We start from the raw sequence: 18,201 nt of genomic DNA on the forward strand, positions 1-18,201 counted from the left end.
CAACAAACACGGGCATTTAGTTCACTTGACACCAAGGGTGAAAAGTTGCAACGTGAGATCCGACCATGAAGGGTCTTTACCCGCGCAAAAATAAGCTTATACTTGCGCCGATTCCCAACTTTGGGGAAGCACGCCGAGCTTCGGCCTGGCTACACAGGAGATGCTATGTTCAAAGCGAGTGAGGTGCTATCCAAACAGCATCAGGCTGAGGACTTAAAGTCCTTACAGCAGGCAATTACTGACAATTATATTGTTGATGAAGACGAATATATGCGTGAGTTGTTGCCGCTGGTTCCTGCCGATGATGATACGGTTAGCGCAGTAACCGAGCGCGCAGCTAAGTTAGTTGAGCAAGTGAGGGAACAGGCAGATAACGGCGTCGTCGACGCATTTCTGCAAGAGTACAGCCTAGATACCAAAGAAGGTATTATTTTAATGTGCCTTGCCGAGGCACTATTGCGAATTCCTGATGCTTATACAGCCGACGCGTTAATTCAAGATAAACTCTCCGGCGGAGACTGGCAGAAACATATGGGCCAGAGTGCGTCCTGGTTAGTTAATTCAGGTACCTGGGGGCTGGCACTGACAAACAGTGTGACAAACCCTACAGGTAAAGCTATGGAAACCCCTCGTGGTGCTTTTCGTCGTCTTGTTCGCAAACTCGGTAAACCCATTATTCGCAAGGCAACCTACACCGCCATGCAAATTATGGGTAAACAGTTCGTACTGGGACGTACCATTGAGGAAGCCTTGAAAGAAAGCCGCGATAACCGTGACAAGGGCTACACTCACGCTTACGATATGCTAGGCGAAGCCGCATTAACCATGAAGGATGCGGATTACTACAAGCAGCAGTACGTCAACTCAATCAAGACGATAACCAAAGAAGAATTCAATAACCCGGATGCGCCACGCCCGACAATTTCAATTAAATTGTCAGCCTTGCACCCTCGTTATGAAGCATCAAATCACGAACGTGTACTGACTGAGCTGGCCACCACGTTGACCGAACTGGTCAAGCTGGCCAAAGAAGCCGATGTTGGTGTGACCATTGATGCCGAAGAAGCCGATCGCCACGAGCTTTCAATGGAGCTGTTTGAGAAAGTCTACCGCAGCGGTGTCTGTAAAGGCTGGCCTCGTTTTGGTTTGGTTGTACAGGCCTACTCGAAGCGTGCACTACCAACCTTGTGCTGGATAACGGCACTGGCAAAAGAGTGTGGCGATGAAATTCCTGTACGCTTGGTAAAAGGGGCTTATTGGGATAACGAGATTAAGTGGACTCAGGAAAACGGTCTGCTTGGTTACCCGGTATTTACTCGTAAGTCACACAGCGACATTTCATACCTGGCCTGTGCACGTTACTTATTAAGTGACGACACTGACGGTGCCATTTATCCGCAATTCGCGACTCACAACGCGCAAACCTTTATGGCCATTCAACAAATGAATGAGACCCATCAGCGTCGAATTGAGTATCAGCGTTTGCACGGCATGGGTGATAGCTTGTACGACACCATAATGGAGCAAAATCCAGGTATGGTGGTACGTATCTACGCACCAGTAGGCCCTCACAAAGATTTGTTGCCGTATTTAGTCCGCCGGCTTTTAGAGAACGGTGCTAACTCGTCGTTTGTCCACAAGCTGCTAGATGCAGACACACCGGTCAATGACTTAGTCGAGCACCCGATGAAAACCGCGTCCGGCTACGAGAAGTACGCTAACAGCAAAATTCCACTTCCCTCAGAAATGTATGGGGATCGCACAAATTCATTAGGATTGAATATGAATATTCACTCACAAGCAGATGATTTTATTGCAGCGGTTCAACAGTACCGTGACAAACAATGGCAAGGCGGCCCCATCGTCGATGGGAAAACCATAGAAACCGATCACCACGTCAGTATTACCAGCCCTCAGGAAACCTCGAAGCAGGTTGGCAGTATCTACTGGGGTGATAAAAAGCTCTCTGAGCAAGCACTGAAAAGTGCGAACGCTGCCTACAAATCCTGGCGTAACGTTCCGACCGAAGAGCGGGCGGAATGCTTAGAGAAATTTGCCGACTTAATGGAAGCTAACCGTAACGAGCTTATCGCTCTGTGTTCTGTAGAAGCTGGCAAAGGCTTACAGGACGGTATCGACGAAGTTCGCGAGGCCGTTGATTTCTGTCGTTATTACGCCAACCAGGCGCGTGAACTCATGGGTGGCCCTATTCAGTTACCGGGTCCGACAGGCGAAGACAATGAGCTGTTTGTTGAAGGTCGTGGAACTTTCATTTGTATTAGCCCATGGAACTTCCCTCTTGCCATTTTCGTCGGCCAGGTTGCAGCCGCTTTGGTTACCGGTAACTCAGTTATTGCTAAACCAGCAGAGCAAACCGGGCTTATCGCATACCGCGCAGTGCAGCTGGCTTTAGAAGCAGGCATTCCGGGTAACGTATTGCACTTTATGCCAGGCAGTGGTGCCGAGGTCGGTAGCTATTTAACCAGCCAGGAAGACATTGGTGGCGTTTGCTTTACCGGTTCGACTTATACTGCTCAGGCCATTAACCGCGCACTAGCGGCACGTACTGGTCCAATTGTGCCATTGGTTGCTGAAACCGGCGGACAGAATGCCATGATGGTTGACTCTACCGCTCTGCCGGAACAGGTTGTCACCGATATCGTTGCCAGTGCCTTCCAGAGTGCGGGACAGCGTTGTTCAGCCCTGCGAGTTCTATTCGTACAGGATGATGTTGCTGATCGTGTTCTCGACTTACTACGTGGCGCTATGGAAGAACTGCAAGTTGGTGACCCACTGCTGCATGAAACTGACGTTGGTCCGGTTATCGACGGTATTGCAAAAACTAACCTGGAACAGCACATATCAGATATCCAGCAGGCCGGCCGCCTAATTGCTCGTGCACCACTGCCTGATTACGCTATGGGCGGTACTTTTGTTGCACCTACAGCAATCGAAATTGACAGTATCAGCCAGTTGGTAAAAGAAAACTTCGGGCCAATTCTTCACGTTATTCGCTTTAAAACGAGTGAAATTGACGAGGTTATAGAGAGCATCAATAACACAGGCTTTGGTTTAACTTTCGGTATTCACAGCCGTAACGAGACCTTTGCTCACGACGTAGCTAGCCGTATTGATGTTGGTAACGTTTACATTAACCGTAACCAGATAGGTGCGATTGTCGGCGTACAACCATTTGGTGGTCGCGGCATGTCAGGTACCGGACCGAAAGCCGGCGGACCACACTACCTAACCCGCTTTGTTACCGAAAAAACGCGTAGTGATAATATTACTGCCGTTGGCGGTAACGCTACCTTGTTGTCTTTGGACGATTAAAGGCCAGCAATAGACAGAAAAGCCAGCGAGAAATCGCTGGCTTTTTACTTTATTCTTCGTTTATTTCTTCGTAACTTTTTAGCTCTATCTGGTAATTTTCCAGTTGCCGTTTGAGGCTGTCATTTAAAATGACAATAATTTCCTGCCTGCGCCCTTTTTCATCAACAAAACTCAAACCGGCTAAATCCTTTTCATACTGTTGCAGTACCGGCGGGTTTTCCAACTGGTAAGTTCTGGGAGGTAAAATGAGGCGTTTTTCCATTAACTCAAGGTCATTATAAAATGCGGCCGGTTGCAATGGTCTAAACTTCACTACAATTGCCATAACAATAGCCATGGTCAGCAGCGCGCCCGTAACGATAATCCACAAGGGAACCGCATCGCCAATATAAATTGCCATCCATATCGCTAAAAAGAAGCCGCCCCAGGCCTGAGGGCGGCGACTATCACGATAAAACGTCAGTGCATTGCTTTCTTTTTTTTCGTCTTTAGAATTCATCGTCACTATGTAAGTAAAGGCTTTCACTACCATCTTTTATCGCAGCTGCCAGGCTATGAATGCGAGGCAAAATGCGGGCAAAATAGAAACGTGCCGTTTTTGCTTTAGTTGCAAGGTATGGCTTGTCGTTTAACAGTGGCTCTGCGGCTATTGCCATTTTCAACCACAGGTAAGCGTAAGAAACATAGCCTACCAGATGCAGATACTCAACCGCCACGCTGTTCACTAAATTCTCATCACCAGCCGCTTTTTGCAGTACTTCCTCACTGACACCATTGAGAATATTCAACGCCTGCTGCAGTTGATCACGCTGCTTTATCCATTCACTACTGGTCGCAGTTTCATCCAGAAAGCTCTGAATTTCTTCGTTAAAGGGCTGCAATAGCTGACCTTGTGAACCAAACACCTTACGACCCAATAAGTCCAGCGCCTGAATACCATTAGTGCCTTCGTATATCTGAGCTATACGAGTATCGCGAACCAATTGTTCCTGGCCCCATTCCCTGACATAACCGTGCCCGCCAAAAACCTGTTGGCCATGAATGGTCGACTCCAGTCCAGTGTCGGTTAAAAACGCTTTCGCAACAGGCGTTAATAACGCCACCATGGCATCGGCTTTTTGTCTAACCTGATCATCTCCGGCGTATTTGGAACGATCGAGCTGCTGCCCAACCCAGGTCGAAAACGCCCGACCACCTTCAGTCAGAGACTTCATAGTCAGTAACATACGGCGCACATCGCCGTGCACTAAAATTGAGTCGGCTTCGGCTTGGTCGTTACGAGTTGCTTTTGCGCCGCGTCCCTGAATACGATCTTTAGCGTATTCCAGAGCATTTTGGTACGAACGTTCTGCCGCTCCCAGCCCCTGAATACCAACGCCTAATCGCTCATAGTTCATCATGGTAAACATAGCCGGTAAACCGCGATGAGGCTCACCAACCAGCCAGGCCTTAGCTCCATCAAAGTTCATGACACAAGTTGCTGATGCGTGAATACCCATCTTGTGTTCGATAGAACCACAGCTAACATTGTTGCGTTCGGTCAGGTTACCCTGCTCGTCGGATAAAAACTTAGGCACCACAAATAAGGAAATACCTTTTGTTCCCGCCGGTGCGTCCGGCAATTTAGCTAGCACCAAGTGCACAATATTGTCGGTTAAGTCGTGCTCACCGCCAGTAATAAATATTTTGGTGCCGCTAAGTGAAAAACTGCCGTCTTGCGCGGGAATAGCCTTACTGCGAATAATGCCTAAATCCGTACCGGCATGAGGTTCGGTCAGGCACATGGTACCTGTCCATTCACCCGAGACCATACGCGGTAAATAATGATTCTTCAGCTCATCACTGCCATGCGAATTAATTGCCATGATAGCGCCGGAGGTTAAACCCGGATAAAGAGAAAAGGCAATGTCCGCGCTGCAAAGCATTTCCTCGTACTGAGCAGATAAAGATTTAGGCAGACCCATACCGCCAAAGTCGGGATTTGCCGTCACACCAACCCAGCCACCTTCAGCCAGCTGGCGAAAGTTCTCTTTATAGCCTTTAGGTGTTGTCACCTCGCCGTCTTTAAACTTAACACCTTCTTCATCCGCCTCACGGGCTATGGGGGCAACTAAGTTTTCCGCTACTTTTGCGCCTTCATCAAGAATAGCGCCAGCGGTTTCAACGTCCATCATGTCGGCAAGTTCAGGAGTCTGCTGCCAGTCATCAGCAACGCGGAATACATCATGCAAAACAAAATCCATGTCGTCGCGGGGAGCTCTGTAGTCAGCCATATCATTACCTCTTATAGAAATTCCGAAGCATTCAAACTAATAATTTAAACGCTTGTTTAAACTTTGTCGCACAAGAGTATGAATCCCTTCGCAGGATGTCAATAATTTCTATTGTTGCCAGTCTTCTAAAGCTGGCTGGGAGAATGCCTGTGAGTCTTTAATCAAAACCACTTTTTGTGGCTCTATTCGCAATATTGTAAGCTGATTTAACGCATCGCCCTCGTACAGTCGCTGCCCATTCAATTCAATCCACCGCTGAGATGCACTAGAGCGGTACATGTGGCTGTCGTAACTAAACGCTGGTACCTGTCGCTGAAACGAGCTCGAGAGTTCACTTAATGAAGGTATGACACTGGTATCGACTCTATTATCATCGTTATTACTAGTGTCGTTCACTGCCGCTTCGAAGCGCTGCAACAAGTCTGGCGAAACAGTCGAAAGATCCAGAGCTTGCCTGCTTGGCACCGATTCTGACGATTGCTGTTGGCCACCGCTTTGCGTCACTTCCGGCTCTTCCTCCGGAGCGGGTTCGGGCTCGGGTTTTGCTTCCCATTCAACCGGTTCAATACTGGCGGTTTCCCCCCAACGGAAGCCTTCCGCTTCAGGACGTTGAGATTGATTTTTTTCACCAACCCACGCCGCTCCGACAGAACCCAGTCCCGTGCCGAGAATAAGCACCAAAAGCCAAAGTAACCAACTCCAGCTACGCCGGTGTTTATCGTTAGCCATAAGCGAGGCATCAAGCACCGAGGTTTGTTTTAATAATGGCGACTGTTGCTGCTTTAACGCTTTTAATAAGGATGACATTACTTGCTCTCTTTACTCGCTCTTTTTATTCGCTTTCTTTACTCAATCTGGGCCCAAAATCAGATGCTCGCGATGCCAGCCATGCCATTGTCGCTTCATCCAGCTCCCCGGTTACCCGCAGCCCCTGACTTTTTTGCAGTGCTTTAAATTGTTCAGCCGATGACTGACTTTCCCATTCAGAATCCAAGTGTTTTGCCAGCTGTTCACGGACCCACTGTTGGTGTGCGTCGGCATTTTCAGCCAACGGCTGTTGATACAGAAGAAGGAAAGCACCGTTCCAGCCATTAGTATCTATCGCTGTACCATTCGTTATTAAATCAGCGCTTTTATTTCGTTTGTAAAGTAATGCCGGATAATTAATGCTGCGCAGCTGCTGCAGGCTTTGATTTAACTCAAGACAGGCAAGATCATATTGTTCTACCCACTGACAAAAATCAGCATCTACCGGGGGGTCCGGCAAACCCCAGACACTCGCCAGCTCCTTTGCGGCCTGATATTGACTGCTGGTCGTAGTTTCCGACGGTTTTTCCGTATCGTTAATCAGGGTGTAACTGCCAACGGCGCTGGCGACAAGAAGCAAAAAAGCCCCCGCCCAACGCCATAAAGCTGAGTGCGGCTGTCTATTCCTGTTGCCGGTAGTACCATTCAGTTCAATATGCGCTTGCTGTATATGCCTGGGCAACACTTCGCTACTAGATTCCGTATAAGCTGCCAACAATGCCCTGTCACAATAAAGATTTAATAAGCGGGGAATGCCCTGAGTTAACTGATGCGCCTTTCGCCCTGCAGCTGAACTAAATAAAGGACGGTTTGCACCTGACACCTGCAGGCGGTAAGCAATGTAGCGTTGCGTGTCCTGCTCTGTCAGCGGCAAAATATGATAACGGGCGGTAATTCGCTGTGCCAGTTGGCGAAGCTCCTGCCTGCGCAGTAAGTCCTGTAATTCCGGCTGACCAATTAAAATGACCCGAAGCAATTTACGATCATGGGTTTCTAAATTGGTCAGTAACCTCAGCTGCTCCAGAACCTGCGGGCGTAAATGCTGAGCTTCATCAATCAGCACCACACACTGGCGACCATCCTCATTGGCTTTCAGAAAAAACTGGCTGAGCTTATCGGTCAGAGTTTTACGGGTCGCAGAGCGTTTTTGATAACGAATACCAAATTCATCGCACAAACTCGCAAGCAGTTCGTCCTCATTCAGCATAGGATTAAGAATGAACGCCGTTTCTGTTGACTCAGGCAACTGCTCCAGTAAAGCTCTGGATACCGTGGTTTTGCCGGTTCCCACTTCCCCGGTTAACAGAATAAAGCCACCACTGCCTTGTAGCCCTTGCGTAAGATGCGCCAAAGCCTCCTGGTGCCGATCACTCAGGTAAAGGTAGTTCGGGTCCGGGGCAATGGAAAAAGGCTCTGCCTGAAGACCAAAATAGTTCTGATACATATCGGTCCGCTATTGTGCTGATAGTATTATTTGTTCAACAGTGTAACGACTTGCTTGCACATCGACCAGTGATTCGACATGATCATGCCAAACAAAGTTGAGGTGAACAGTGGACGTATACTTAGTTGGCGGCGCAGTACGTGACAAACTTCTGAAATTACCCGTGCACGAACGTGACTGGGTAGTGGTGGGTTCCCGTGCAGAAGACTTGTTAAAGCAGGGGTTTCAGCAAGTAGGTAAAGACTTTCCGGTGTTCCTGCATCCCAGTACCCACGAAGAATACGCACTGGCCCGGACTGAGCGTAAATCCGGTAAAGGCCACACCAGCTTTGACGTTTTTGCCTCTCCCGATGTAACTCTGGAAGATGATTTAGCCCGCAGAGATCTAACCATTAACGCCATTGCGCAAAGCGAGGACGGCGAAATAGTCGACCCGTACAACGGCGTTCAGGATATTGAAGCCCGTAAATTACGCCATGTTTCTGGAGCGTTTACCGAAGACCCACTACGAGTATTAAGAGTGGCGCGCTTTGCCGCACGCTTTGCCCACTTAGGCTTTACCGTCGCCGAAGAGACTCAGCAACTGCTGCAACAAATGTCAGCCAGTCAGGAACTCAGTCACTTAGTCCCTGAACGGGTCTGGCGGGAATGGGGAAAGTCACTGACAACCCAAACGCCAACCGTTTTTTTAACTCTGCTTAAAGACATACAGGCGCTTTCTCAGGTGTTGCCCGGAATAACCGCCGATGATGCACAACTGCAGCGTTTGCAAAGAACATCGGCTTATTCAGACTCAGCCACGCTGCGATTTGCCAGCTTGTTTATAGAGCAATCAACACCTGAGAGCCTAAAGCCATTCTGTCGGCAACTGGCCATACCGAATCATTACCGTGACTGCGCTTTGCTGGCAAGAAATCACGAAGGCTTTATTACCGCACCTCAGCTACCCGAAAAAACCCAACTGGCGGCAATACTGAAACAAATTGACTACTGGCGTCGCCCCGAAAAGCTCGAGCAGTTACTGCAGTTAAGGCAAGCTGAACATAGTGAATCTAAGCAACAACAAAGTGTCGCTGATCAGCATAAAAAATTACGTTCAGGGGCAGAAAAAGCAGCAGCACTTAATGCTGAGACTTTGCAGCAGCAAGGTCTCACCGGTAAAGCCCTGGGTGATGCCTTACGCGAACAGCGTGAACAGATACTGGCTGAGGCAGTGAGTTAATCTTCCAGCCAATGGGTATCATTAATAGGCTCTAATTGTTGCGGCGAGTCTTTATGGGTCTGCTGGTATTGTTCCCACAACTGCCGGTAGCTCAAATTTAAAAGCGGATGCAAGCGGTGCCCGGCTATTTCAGCCAGAGGCCAGAGCACAAAAGCATTTTCAAGGATTTCACCGCGAGGCAACTGCGGTTGTTGCTCCCGAATAACGTCATCGTACAACAATACATCAATGTCTAAGGTTCGCGGGCTGAACTTGGCACTACCCGGAACCCGTCCGTTTTCCTGCTCAATGCGCTTACATTCGGCAAGAACTTCGGTAACAGAAAGGTCAGTTTCTACCTCGACCACCAGGTTGTAAAAATCACTTCCGGAAAACCCGACCGAAGCGCTGCAAAAAATTCTTGAACGTTGCTGCCAGGTAAAGCTCTTTGCAATGGCTTTCAGCCCTGCCCGAATGTGTTTTTCACGTTCCGTATTAGAACCTATTCCGAGAAAAACTTGCGCCACAACTTATCCTCTTACCCAAATGGGCTGTCGAAAACACTTCGGCGAACGCTTACAGCGACCGTTTTAGCATTAGGCACAGCTCCGGGTTTAGCCACCCGCACTTCAACGTTCTGCACTCCGAACTCATTCAAAATGAGGCTGGCAACGCCTTCCGCGACCGTTTCTATTAGCTGACGCGGCTTTTCAGCTACCCAGACAGACACCCGCTCGCTCACCAGTGCATAATCTAAAGCGTCGTCAATATTGTCAGTGGTTGCGGCGCGCTGGTTGTCCCAGCTCATCTGAATATCCAGCACCAACTGCTGTTTTTTTTCTTTTTCCCAGTCATAGACACCAATGATGGTCTCTACGGTTAAGCCTTCAATGCTAACGACATCAATATCTGCTTGTTCCATTTGTGTTAACCCGTGGTAATTGCCCAAAAAACCGCTTATTCTAGGGGCATTGACTTTTAATCGCAGTCTACCTTAACCAACGAGGGATTCGTACCCCATGACAGCGCTTACTTTACTGATGATACTTTCAGCCTACCTTCTGGGCTCTATCAGTAGCGCTGTGGTTATTTGCCGACTTTGGGGCTTACCAGACCCGCGCAAAGAAGGCTCAGGCAACCCCGGAACCACTAATGTTTACCGGGTTGGCGGAAAAGTCCCTGCGTTATTAACTCTTTGGTTTGATGTTTTAAAAGGTATGGTTCCGGTGTGGGGCTCTTACTTTCTCGGCATTGAGCCGTTTTTCCTTGGCCTAATTGCGGTTGCAGCCTGCCTTGGCCACATTTTCCCGCTTTACTTCCATTTCCGTGGCGGCAAAGCTGTTGCTACCGCCTTAGGTGCTATGTTCCCGGTTGCCTGGGAAATGGCTTTGTTGCTTATTGCCACCTGGTTACTGGTTTTCCGTATCAGCCGGGTATCTTCTTTAGCGGCTTTAGTGACCGTTTGTCTGGCTCCCTTTTATGCCTATTGGATAAAGCCCCAATATACGGTGCCGGTTATTATGATTTCGCTATTGATACTCTGGCGGCATCAGGCCAATATTCTGCGCTTGTCCTCGGGCGAAGAAAAAGCCTTTAAACGGCGTCGCTAATATTTGCCATCGGTTTCAAATCTGTCATCGGCCATCTCGGATAGGTTTTCACTGCCAATGGCTCACGTTCTCCCGCTTGTAAACGCAGAGCGCCCGCTAAGGCGATCATCGCACCGTTATCAGTGCAAAATTCCGTGCGCGGGTAAAACACCTGACCCTTCTGTTTTTCTAATAAAGCTTCAAGTTTTGCGCGTAAATGCTTATTGGCACTAACACCACCAGCAACGACCAAACGCTTGTAACCGGTTTCTTTTAGCGCCCGGCGACATTTAATCACCAATGTATCAACCACCGCATCTTCAAATGCCCGCGCAATATCCGCCAGGGTCTGTTCATCACTGTCATTTGCGGCCAGAGTATTAGCCGCAGAAGTTTTCAAACCACTGAAAGAAAAATTAAGGCCGGGTCTGTCTGTCATTGGTCTCGGAAAGGTAAAACGATCGCTGTTGCCCTGTTCAGCCAAAGCGGCCAGACGAGGACCGCCCGGATAATCTAGTCCCATCAGCTTAGCGGTTTTATCAAAAGCCTCGCCTGCGGCGTCGTCTACTGATTCGCCCAGCAAGTGGTAATCGCCTATGCCTTTAACTTGAACCAGTTGAGTGTGACCGCCGGAAACCAACAAGGCAACGAAGGGGAATTCAGGTTGGTTTTCTTCCAGCATCGGCGCCAGCAAGTGGCCTTCCATATGGTGAACTCCAACCGCCGGTAAGTTCCAGCCAAACGCCAGGCTGCGGCCGATGCAGGCACCCACTAGTAAAGCGCCAACTAACCCAGGTCCCATGGTATAAGCAATGCCATCCAGTTGCTGATGAGTGATACCGGCTTCTTTTAGGGCAGCTTTAATCAGCGGTAAGGTTTTACGTACATGGTCGCGCGATGCCAGCTCGGGCACCACGCCGCCGTAGTCGGCATGCAGTTTCACCTGCGAGTACAACTGGTGTGCTAATAAGCCCTTTTCGGTGTCGTACACCGCAACACCCGTTTCATCACAAGACGTTTCAATACCCAATACCCGCATAGTACTAACCAATTCTGCTATTTACCGACAATTGAAGCTATTTTACCTGATTTTTATTCACATGACTCGCTGAAGTTAGAACACGTCACGAAAACACTGCATCGTAAACCGCCTAGTCTGGTTGTAACTGATTCAGATTGAGTTTACGAGTGTCGAGCGGCCGGCCGTCAACATCACGGAGTGTTAGCTCCAGTTCCGGCTGCTCTTTCCAAATGACTTCAATTTGACCATAACGGCTTTCAGCATAAGCCTCACCGTCGCGATAACTAGATGAGTAAGGCGTTTCACCGTCAACGTTAATAGACCCCGGCGTCACCTGCCAGAGCGGATAAGGCAGGAATTCATCTGACTTAGCGAACTCACCGAACAAGCGGTCACCGCTCGCCAGCAATAAACCTGAAGGTTTCAGTTCCGTTAACAACTCTTTTAAACGGTTTTGTTCGCGCAAGTAAAGTGCCCAGCTGTCATAGCCGTTAGCAGGAGCTATCACCGGGGTCGCGCTCATAATAATGCGGACTTCCGCGGGCTTTTTTAATTGCTCCGCAAGCCACTGCCATTGCTCATCACCCAGCAAATCGCCGGTATTATTCGACTGATAAGGGCCTAAATCAGCATTAAACCGGCGAGTCTGACGCTCTACCCAGCCCACCTGACTCAGTGGGTCACGGTTCCAGCGGCCGTCCAGAACAATAACCTGCACACGTTGCGGTTCATTCCCAAAAATTACGCTCTTTGCAATACCATGACTTTGAAACAGCCGTTCCGAGGTTGCCGGCTCACGCCAAAAGGTAAGAAAGTGGTTGCGAACGGCATAGCGGTTCGGGTTGTTTTTTCCGCTCTTGCTATCCAGACTGTAATCGTTACTGTTCCAGACCGACATAACCGCAGAGTTGCGTCGCAGAACCCGTGGCCCGCGGTAACGGTTAAACACCTCATAGGCATCCAGTAAGTCGTCCATATCACCGGCGTTCTCATCGATAGTATCGCCCAGGAACACAAAGACTTCAGGCTGCGCATGATTAATTGCATCCCAGACTTCCTGTCGCTTGGTATGGTCAATGCAACAGCCAAAAGCCACTCGTGTTGTCTGCTGTGCGGGCGCGCTAAACGCCACAGCCAACAGCAGAAGCAGCCAAACGCTCCGTATTAGCATTAGAAATCCTCTTTAGTCACCGCACAGCGGCGTGCCTCTTCTGCATCTATATCGCCACGAGCCAGTAATTTCTTGAGTGCCTGATCTAATGTTTGCATGCCCCGCTCTGCTCCGGTTTGAATAGAAGAGTACATTTGCGCCACCTTGTCTTCTCGAATCAAGTTTTTAATAGCTGGCGATGACAGCATAATTTCATGTGCGGCAACACGACCACCGCCAACTCGTTTTAGCAAGTTCTGCGAGATAACGGCACGTAAAGATTCAGACAGCATGGAACGGATCATGGGTTTATCATCCCCCGGGAACACATCAATAATACGGTCAATGGTTTTTGGCGCCGACGTTGTATGCAAAGTACCTAAAACCAAATGTCCAGTTTCAGCTGCCGTCATGGCTAAACGAATGGTTTCCAAATCACGCATTTCCCCTACCAGAATCACGTCCGGGTCTTCGCGCAGCGCTGAACGAAGCGCCGCACTGAAACTGCGAGTATCCCGATGAACTTCGCGCTGACTGACCAGACTTTTTTGATTGTCGTGAACAAATTCTATGGGGTCTTCAATGGTCAAAATATGCAACGCCCGGTTTTGGTTCAAATAATTCACCATGGCCGCCAGTGTGGTTGATTTACCCGAGCCGGTCGGCCCGGTCACCAACACTAACCCCCGGTTGGCACTGACAATGTCCTTAAATATCTCCGGAGCATCGAGCTGCTCTAAAGTGGTGACTTCGGCAGGTATCATACGAAAAGCCGCTGCAATGCCTTTACGCTGGGTAAACACGTTGGCACGGAAACGCGCAACTCCTTCTATTTCAAAGGAAAAATCACACTCAAATTTTTCCTCGAACTCCTGCCACTGGCCTTTGGTCATCACCTCAAACAACATGTCTTTCAGCTCATCCGGCTGATGCTCAGGTTGATTTAGCGGACGAATGTCCCCATCCACTCTAATCATAGGGACACTGCCGGAGGACAAATGTAAGTCCGAGGCATTTTGTTTCACACTGAAGGCCAGTAATTCGTTAACATTCATATATCTTATCCCTGAATAAGTGAGATGACGGTGGCAATGACGACTAAGGTAGCAGAAAAGATAACAAATAATCTCGCGGAAATACGTCAGCAATTGCAGATTTTATCTGAAGAATCGCCACACCAGCAGTCGGTCAAATTGCTGGCGGTGAGTAAAAAGCACTCTTTGGAAGCAATAAAAGCAGCTATTGCCGCCGGACAAATGCATTTCGGCGAAAACTATGTTCAGGAAGCCGTCGACAAAATTACTCAGCTAAAAGAACAAACTACTGAGCCGGTACAGTGGCATTTTATCGGTCCGGTTCAGTCGAACAAAACTAAAGACATAGCTCAGCACTTTGATTGGGTGCAAAGCGTAGAAAGGGAAAAAATAGCTCGTCGCCTCAATGAGCAGCGCCCCGACGATTCGCAACAGCTCAACCTGTTATTGCAGGTTAATATTGATGATGACGACAACAAATCGGGTTTAGCTCCCGAGCAGGTTGAAGCTTTAGCGGAATACGTTATGAATTGCCCTAAACTAAAATTACGCGGTTTAATGACTATTCTTAAAGCTGGGACAACAGAAAACGAACGGGAAAAAAGCTTTCAGCAGATGTATAAGCTCTACCAACAGTTGCAACAAACTTATGGCGAGCAAATTGATACCTTATCCATGGGGATGTCGGGTGATATGCGACAAGCGGTGCTTGAGGGTGCTAACATGGTACGTATTGGAACAGCAATTTTTGGAGAACGGGAGTCCTAATGAACGACATTCGGAATATTGCCTTCATTGGCGCAGGAAATATGACACAAAGCATTGTCGGCGGTATGTGCAAAAGCGGTTACCCTGCTGACAAAGTCTGGGTCAGTAACCCAAGTAACGCCAAATTAGAGAAAATGAAGTCGGAGCTTGGCGTTAATACCAGTAACGACAATCTGGAAGTGGTGAATAACGCTGACGCTATCGTACTGTCGGTTAAGCCTCAGTTAATGGCGGAAGTTTGCGCTCACTTACGTGAAAACGTTCATAACCTGACAGACAAATTAATAATTACCATTGCCGCCGGTATTCGTATTCCTAAATATCGCGAGTATTTAGGCGAAAACATCCGTATTATCCGCGTTATGCCAAATACGCCGTCACTGGTAGGTCAGGGCATGTCAGGTTTAGTTACTGACGATTCCGTTGACGAAGCCGATAAAAACTTTGTAACCGAAGCCTTTAATGGCGTAGGTGAAACACTCTGGGTTAGTGACGAAGATCAACTCGATATTCTTGGCGCCGTAGCAGGCAGTGGGCCAGCTTACTTTTTCGAGTTTATGGACAGCCTGGCAAAAGCTGCAACCGAGCTTGGTTTTGATGCCGAGAAAGCGCGCGCTATGGTTCAGCAAACCTGCTTAGGTGCCGCTCAAATGGCTAAAGAAAGTGAGTTATCATTGGAAGACTTGCGCAAACAAGTCACCAGTAAAGGCGGCTCAACAGCAAAAGGTGTTGAAGCCTACCAAGATTCAGACTTACACGGCATTTCGGAAAAAGCGGTAAAAGCCGCGGTTAACCGTAATCAGGAAATGGCGAAACTCTTTTAGGAGTCACTATGAATAACGCCCTTACATTTTTAGTCGCAACCATAATTGACCTGTATTTGGTCATCGTACTTTTGCGACTCTGGATGCAGTTAACTCAAGCTGACTTTTATAACCCGGTCAGCCAGTTTGTTTATAAGGCAACCCAGCCTGTAGTGGGTCCGCTGCGCAGCTTTATGCCAATGCTGGGCAAGCTGGATACAGCCAGCTTAATTTTTGCATTGGCATTAGGTATGTTAAAAGTCGCCGCTCTGGTTTGGCTAAATGACTTAGCTGTTAGCCCGTTGGTTATTGTCATTCAGGGAATATTAACGGCTGTAAGCAGTTTGCTGTCAATGTTGTTTTGGGTACTGGTTATTAGGGCAATACTCAGCTGGTTCTCACAAGGGTACAACCCGGTAGAAGCCATGCTGCACCAAATCACAGAGCCGTTACTAGCGCCTGTACGTAAAATTCTTCCTCCAATAGGAGGCTTAGATTTATCGGTACTGGTTGTCATTATTGCACTGCAGTTTTTACGTATATTGATTGGTGTTTAATACTACTGGTGGAGGAAAAGTGATGAGTAAAGCATTCTTTGTTAAAACAGTAATGGTCGTTTCTTTAATATTTTCAGGCATTGTTATGGCTGAACAGAAAGAGACGCTCGGCGACTGGGATGTTCACTACAGCGCTTTTAACTCCACCTCTTTATCTCCTTCTATTGCGACGCAATACGACTTAACACGGAGCGCATCGAAAGGCGTTCTCAATATTGCGGTACTGGATAAAAAGACTCAAAAAGCGCAAACACCAGGGGTAACCGGACAAGTGGTTAATCCGCTGGGACAAATACAGGAGCTGGATTTTCAACAGGTGACTGAAGGTGATGCCAGTTATTATCTGGCTCAGTTTGAGTACTCCAATGCCGAAACCCTGCGTTTTACCATTCAGGTTGGTGAGCAACAGTTTAAATTTAATCAGGAGTTCTGGTTAAATGACTAGGCTGTTACCGGCTTCACACCAATGGACTGAATATCACCTTTATCACTGACTTGTCTTACGGTCAGAATAACATCACCTAAACGTATCATGTCGCCAATCACCACACGGCGGTGGAACTTCAGTAAAAAGTAGTCAGATATCGTGGTGCTCAATAAGCCTTCATTAAGTTCCCCTACGGGATAGAAACTACCAACATCGGCCAGGGTAAGATCTCCTCGTAAGGTGAAATCACCAAAGAAGTCGTTCTCGGATACTTTTAAGCCTTTACCACCTGAAGCGAGAATTCGACTGACCTCATCAATATCTTTAACGGTTGCAGCTACCAATAAACCGTCGCCCTCTTCAACCATAGGCTGAGTTTCCGGCTGTAACCATTCACCATCGCGAATTAGCCCCACGAAGGTAGCCGGCGCCGTCAGTTTTAGTTCCTTCCAGGTATGGTCACAGGCAGGTGAGTTTTTATCAATGCGATAAAGCCAAACCTCCAGCGCCTCTTTACTGGGCACCGATGATAGTGGCATACGTTGCTGAGGTTTTGCTTTTAACGGCACCTCAAGACCTAACCAACGCGCTACCGGGGCAATACTCCACCCCTGAATAATGAGTGAAATCATCACCACCACAAAGGCGATATCAAAATACAGTTCTTGATCAGGTACGCCACTCAACCAAGGGAATAAGGCCAGTATGATAGGAACCGCACCTCTTAAGCCTACCCAGCTGATAAACACCTGTTCACGCCAGGGAAAGCTAAATGGCAATAAGCTAACAACCACAGCTAACGGGCGGGCAATAAAAATTAAGGTAAAGGCAATACCAATGGCTACCGGCGCGTTAGCTACTAAATGAGAAGGAACAACCAATAACCCCAGAATAAGAAACATGGCTATCTGACTTAACCAGGCTAATCCATCCTGCACTTGCAGTATATGCACTAGCTGGGGCAGCCTTGCATTACCAATAACAAAACCCATTAAATAGACTGCCAGAAACCCACTCGCATGGAGTTTGGCTGTTAGCGCATAAATGGAAATAGCACAGGCTACCGCCAGCAATGGAAAGAAGCTGAAACTAAGAGGTAATTTACGTGCGGCAATAATAAATAACCGACCACCTAACCAACCTATGGTCAGTCCCCCAATTAGCTGCCAGACAATATCCAGGCCTACCCAGTACCAGTCAGGGAAGCTACCGCTGGCTACGGCACCGGTCATGGTTAAAGTCAGAATAACGGCCATGGGGTCGTTACTGCCCGACTCTATCTCAAGGGTGGATGCGACCCGCTCTTTAATCTGCAACCCGCGGGATTGAAATATGCCAAACACCGCCGCGGCATCTGTTGAGCTGAGTATCGCTCCCATTAGTAAAGCCGCAGGCCAAGGCAAACCAAACCAATATACCGCGGCGGAAGCCACCAGAGTACAAGTTAACGCAACACCTATAGTTGCCAGGCTAATAGCGGGCCAGAGGGCTACCCGAAAACGCTCAGGGTGCGTGCGCATGCCTCCATCAAACAAAATAATAACCAGAGCCGCAGAGCCAATAAAAAATGCAATATCCGGATTGTTAAATTCGACACCTAATACACCTTGCTCACCCGCAAGCATTCCAATTAACAAAAAGGTCAGCAGTACAGGTGCACCCAGCCGGTTGGATGCTACAGCGGCTAAAATGCTGACGACCAGCAGCAAGCCACACAATAAAATCAAGGTGTTAGCCGAATCCAAATAGAATCTCCTTATCTTTGTCTCTGCTTGTTCATCATAGCAGGTTTCA

17 protein-coding genes are annotated in these 18,201 nt (G+C 48.3%); 7 read left to right on the plus strand and 10 right to left on the minus strand.

All coding sequences use genetic code 11. The annotated features are described in order from the left end of the window. Positions 1–165: 165 nt before the first annotated feature. Complete coding sequence (gene putA / locus ACN0TF_RS11045) at positions 166–3,333, plus strand: bifunctional proline dehydrogenase/L-glutamate gamma-semialdehyde dehydrogenase PutA (RefSeq protein WP_110013974.1); 3,168 nt, start codon at positions 166–168, stop codon at positions 3,331–3,333. A gap of 49 nt (positions 3,334–3,382) precedes the next feature. Here the strand turns inward: putA and ACN0TF_RS11050 are convergent, their stop codons facing one another. The 4 genes from ACN0TF_RS11050 to ACN0TF_RS11065 all read right to left on the minus strand — a co-directional run bounded on the left by ACN0TF_RS11050 (position 3,383) and on the right by ACN0TF_RS11065 (position 7,857). Beyond that, positions 3,383–3,832, minus strand: a complete 450-nt coding sequence (locus ACN0TF_RS11050; RefSeq protein ID WP_417438538.1) for a hypothetical protein — start codon at positions 3,830–3,832, stop codon at positions 3,383–3,385. Then, entirely contained in the window at positions 3,822–5,606 is a 1,785-nt protein-coding gene (locus tag ACN0TF_RS11055; RefSeq protein ID WP_417441965.1) for an acyl-CoA dehydrogenase C-terminal domain-containing protein, read from the minus strand. Before ACN0TF_RS11055 ends, ACN0TF_RS11050 begins: the two co-directional genes overlap by 11 nt. Before the next feature lie 108 nt (positions 5,607–5,714). Then, positions 5,715–6,413, minus strand: coding sequence for a general secretion pathway protein GspB (locus ACN0TF_RS11060; protein ID WP_417441966.1), 699 nt, complete (start codon positions 6,411–6,413; stop codon positions 5,715–5,717). Positions 6,414–6,438: 25 nt separating this feature from the next. Continuing rightward, positions 6,439–7,857 carry an ExeA family protein gene (locus ACN0TF_RS11065; protein WP_417441967.1) on the minus strand — a complete coding sequence of 473 codons (1,419 nt, stop codon included), beginning with the start codon at positions 7,855–7,857 and terminating at the stop codon, positions 6,439–6,441. A 109-nt stretch (positions 7,858–7,966) separates the two neighbouring features. On the opposite strand from ACN0TF_RS11065, the gene ACN0TF_RS11070 reads away from it, so the two are divergent. After that, positions 7,967–9,079 carry a multifunctional CCA tRNA nucleotidyl transferase/2'3'-cyclic phosphodiesterase/2'nucleotidase/phosphatase gene (locus tag ACN0TF_RS11070; RefSeq protein ID WP_417441968.1) on the plus strand — a complete coding sequence of 371 codons (1,113 nt, stop codon included), beginning with the start codon at positions 7,967–7,969 and terminating at the stop codon, positions 9,077–9,079. On the opposite strand, the gene folK is transcribed toward ACN0TF_RS11070, so the two are convergent. Together folK and folB are read right to left on the minus strand one after the other, a co-directional pair. Continuing rightward, complete coding sequence (folK, locus tag ACN0TF_RS11075) at positions 9,076–9,585, minus strand: 2-amino-4-hydroxy-6-hydroxymethyldihydropteridine diphosphokinase (protein ID WP_417441969.1); 510 nt, start codon at positions 9,583–9,585, stop codon at positions 9,076–9,078. The genes ACN0TF_RS11070 and folK overlap by 4 nt on opposite strands. Positions 9,586–9,596: 11 nt before the next feature. Next, positions 9,597–9,980: a dihydroneopterin aldolase gene (folB, locus tag ACN0TF_RS11080; protein ID WP_417441970.1), complete on the minus strand. Its 384-nt coding sequence runs from the start codon at positions 9,978–9,980 to the stop codon at positions 9,597–9,599. A gap of 97 nt (positions 9,981–10,077) precedes the next feature. Between folB and plsY the strand changes: the two genes are divergently transcribed. After that, positions 10,078–10,668 carry a glycerol-3-phosphate 1-O-acyltransferase PlsY gene (plsY, locus tag ACN0TF_RS11085; protein ID WP_317497260.1) on the plus strand — a complete coding sequence of 197 codons (591 nt, stop codon included), beginning with the start codon at positions 10,078–10,080 and terminating at the stop codon, positions 10,666–10,668. Here plsY and tsaD read toward each other — a convergent pair. The 3 genes from tsaD to ACN0TF_RS11100 all read right to left on the minus strand — a co-directional run bounded on the left by tsaD (position 10,652) and on the right by ACN0TF_RS11100 (position 13,873). Next, positions 10,652–11,686: a tRNA (adenosine(37)-N6)-threonylcarbamoyltransferase complex transferase subunit TsaD gene (gene tsaD / locus ACN0TF_RS11090; protein WP_417441971.1), complete on the minus strand. Its 1,035-nt coding sequence runs from the start codon at positions 11,684–11,686 to the stop codon at positions 10,652–10,654. The two genes, plsY and tsaD, sit on opposite strands and share 17 nt — an antisense overlap. A gap of 112 nt (positions 11,687–11,798) precedes the next feature. Beyond that, on the minus strand, positions 11,799–12,839 hold the full coding sequence (locus tag ACN0TF_RS11095; protein WP_417441972.1) for a phosphodiesterase: 1,041 nt from the start codon (positions 12,837–12,839) through the stop codon (positions 11,799–11,801). Beyond that, positions 12,839–13,873 carry a type IV pilus twitching motility protein PilT gene (locus tag ACN0TF_RS11100; RefSeq protein WP_417441973.1) on the minus strand — a complete coding sequence of 345 codons (1,035 nt, stop codon included), beginning with the start codon at positions 13,871–13,873 and terminating at the stop codon, positions 12,839–12,841. Before ACN0TF_RS11100 ends, ACN0TF_RS11095 begins: the two co-directional genes overlap by 1 nt. A 36-nt stretch (positions 13,874–13,909) precedes the next feature. Here ACN0TF_RS11100 and ACN0TF_RS11105 point away from each other — a divergent pair, with 36 nt between their 5' ends. Genes ACN0TF_RS11105 through ACN0TF_RS11120 form a run of 4 tightly spaced genes read left to right on the plus strand, consistent with a single transcriptional unit; the run spans position 13,910 to position 16,425 of the window. Further along, positions 13,910–14,620: a YggS family pyridoxal phosphate-dependent enzyme gene (locus ACN0TF_RS11105; RefSeq protein ID WP_417441974.1), complete on the plus strand. Its 711-nt coding sequence runs from the start codon at positions 13,910–13,912 to the stop codon at positions 14,618–14,620. Beyond that, complete coding sequence (gene proC / locus ACN0TF_RS11110) at positions 14,620–15,444, plus strand: pyrroline-5-carboxylate reductase (RefSeq protein WP_417441975.1); 825 nt, start codon at positions 14,620–14,622, stop codon at positions 15,442–15,444. The genes ACN0TF_RS11105 and proC overlap by 1 nt, the downstream gene beginning before the upstream one ends. 8 nt (positions 15,445–15,452) lie before the next feature. Further along, positions 15,453–15,980, plus strand: a complete 528-nt coding sequence (locus ACN0TF_RS11115; RefSeq protein ID WP_417441976.1) for a YggT family protein — start codon at positions 15,453–15,455, stop codon at positions 15,978–15,980. Between the two features lie 22 nt (positions 15,981–16,002). Next, positions 16,003–16,425, plus strand: a complete 423-nt coding sequence (locus ACN0TF_RS11120; protein WP_417441978.1) for a DUF4426 domain-containing protein — start codon at positions 16,003–16,005, stop codon at positions 16,423–16,425. Here the strand turns inward: ACN0TF_RS11120 and ACN0TF_RS11125 are convergent. Beyond that, entirely contained in the window at positions 16,422–18,152 is a 1,731-nt protein-coding gene (locus ACN0TF_RS11125) for a potassium/proton antiporter (protein WP_417441979.1), read from the minus strand. The two genes, ACN0TF_RS11120 and ACN0TF_RS11125, sit on opposite strands and share 4 nt — an antisense overlap. Positions 18,153–18,201 lie beyond the last annotated feature (49 nt).

Origin of the sequence: Idiomarina sp., from assembly GCF_048265525.1 — a bacterium.
Taxonomy (GTDB): domain Bacteria; phylum Pseudomonadota; class Gammaproteobacteria; order Enterobacterales; family Alteromonadaceae; genus Idiomarina.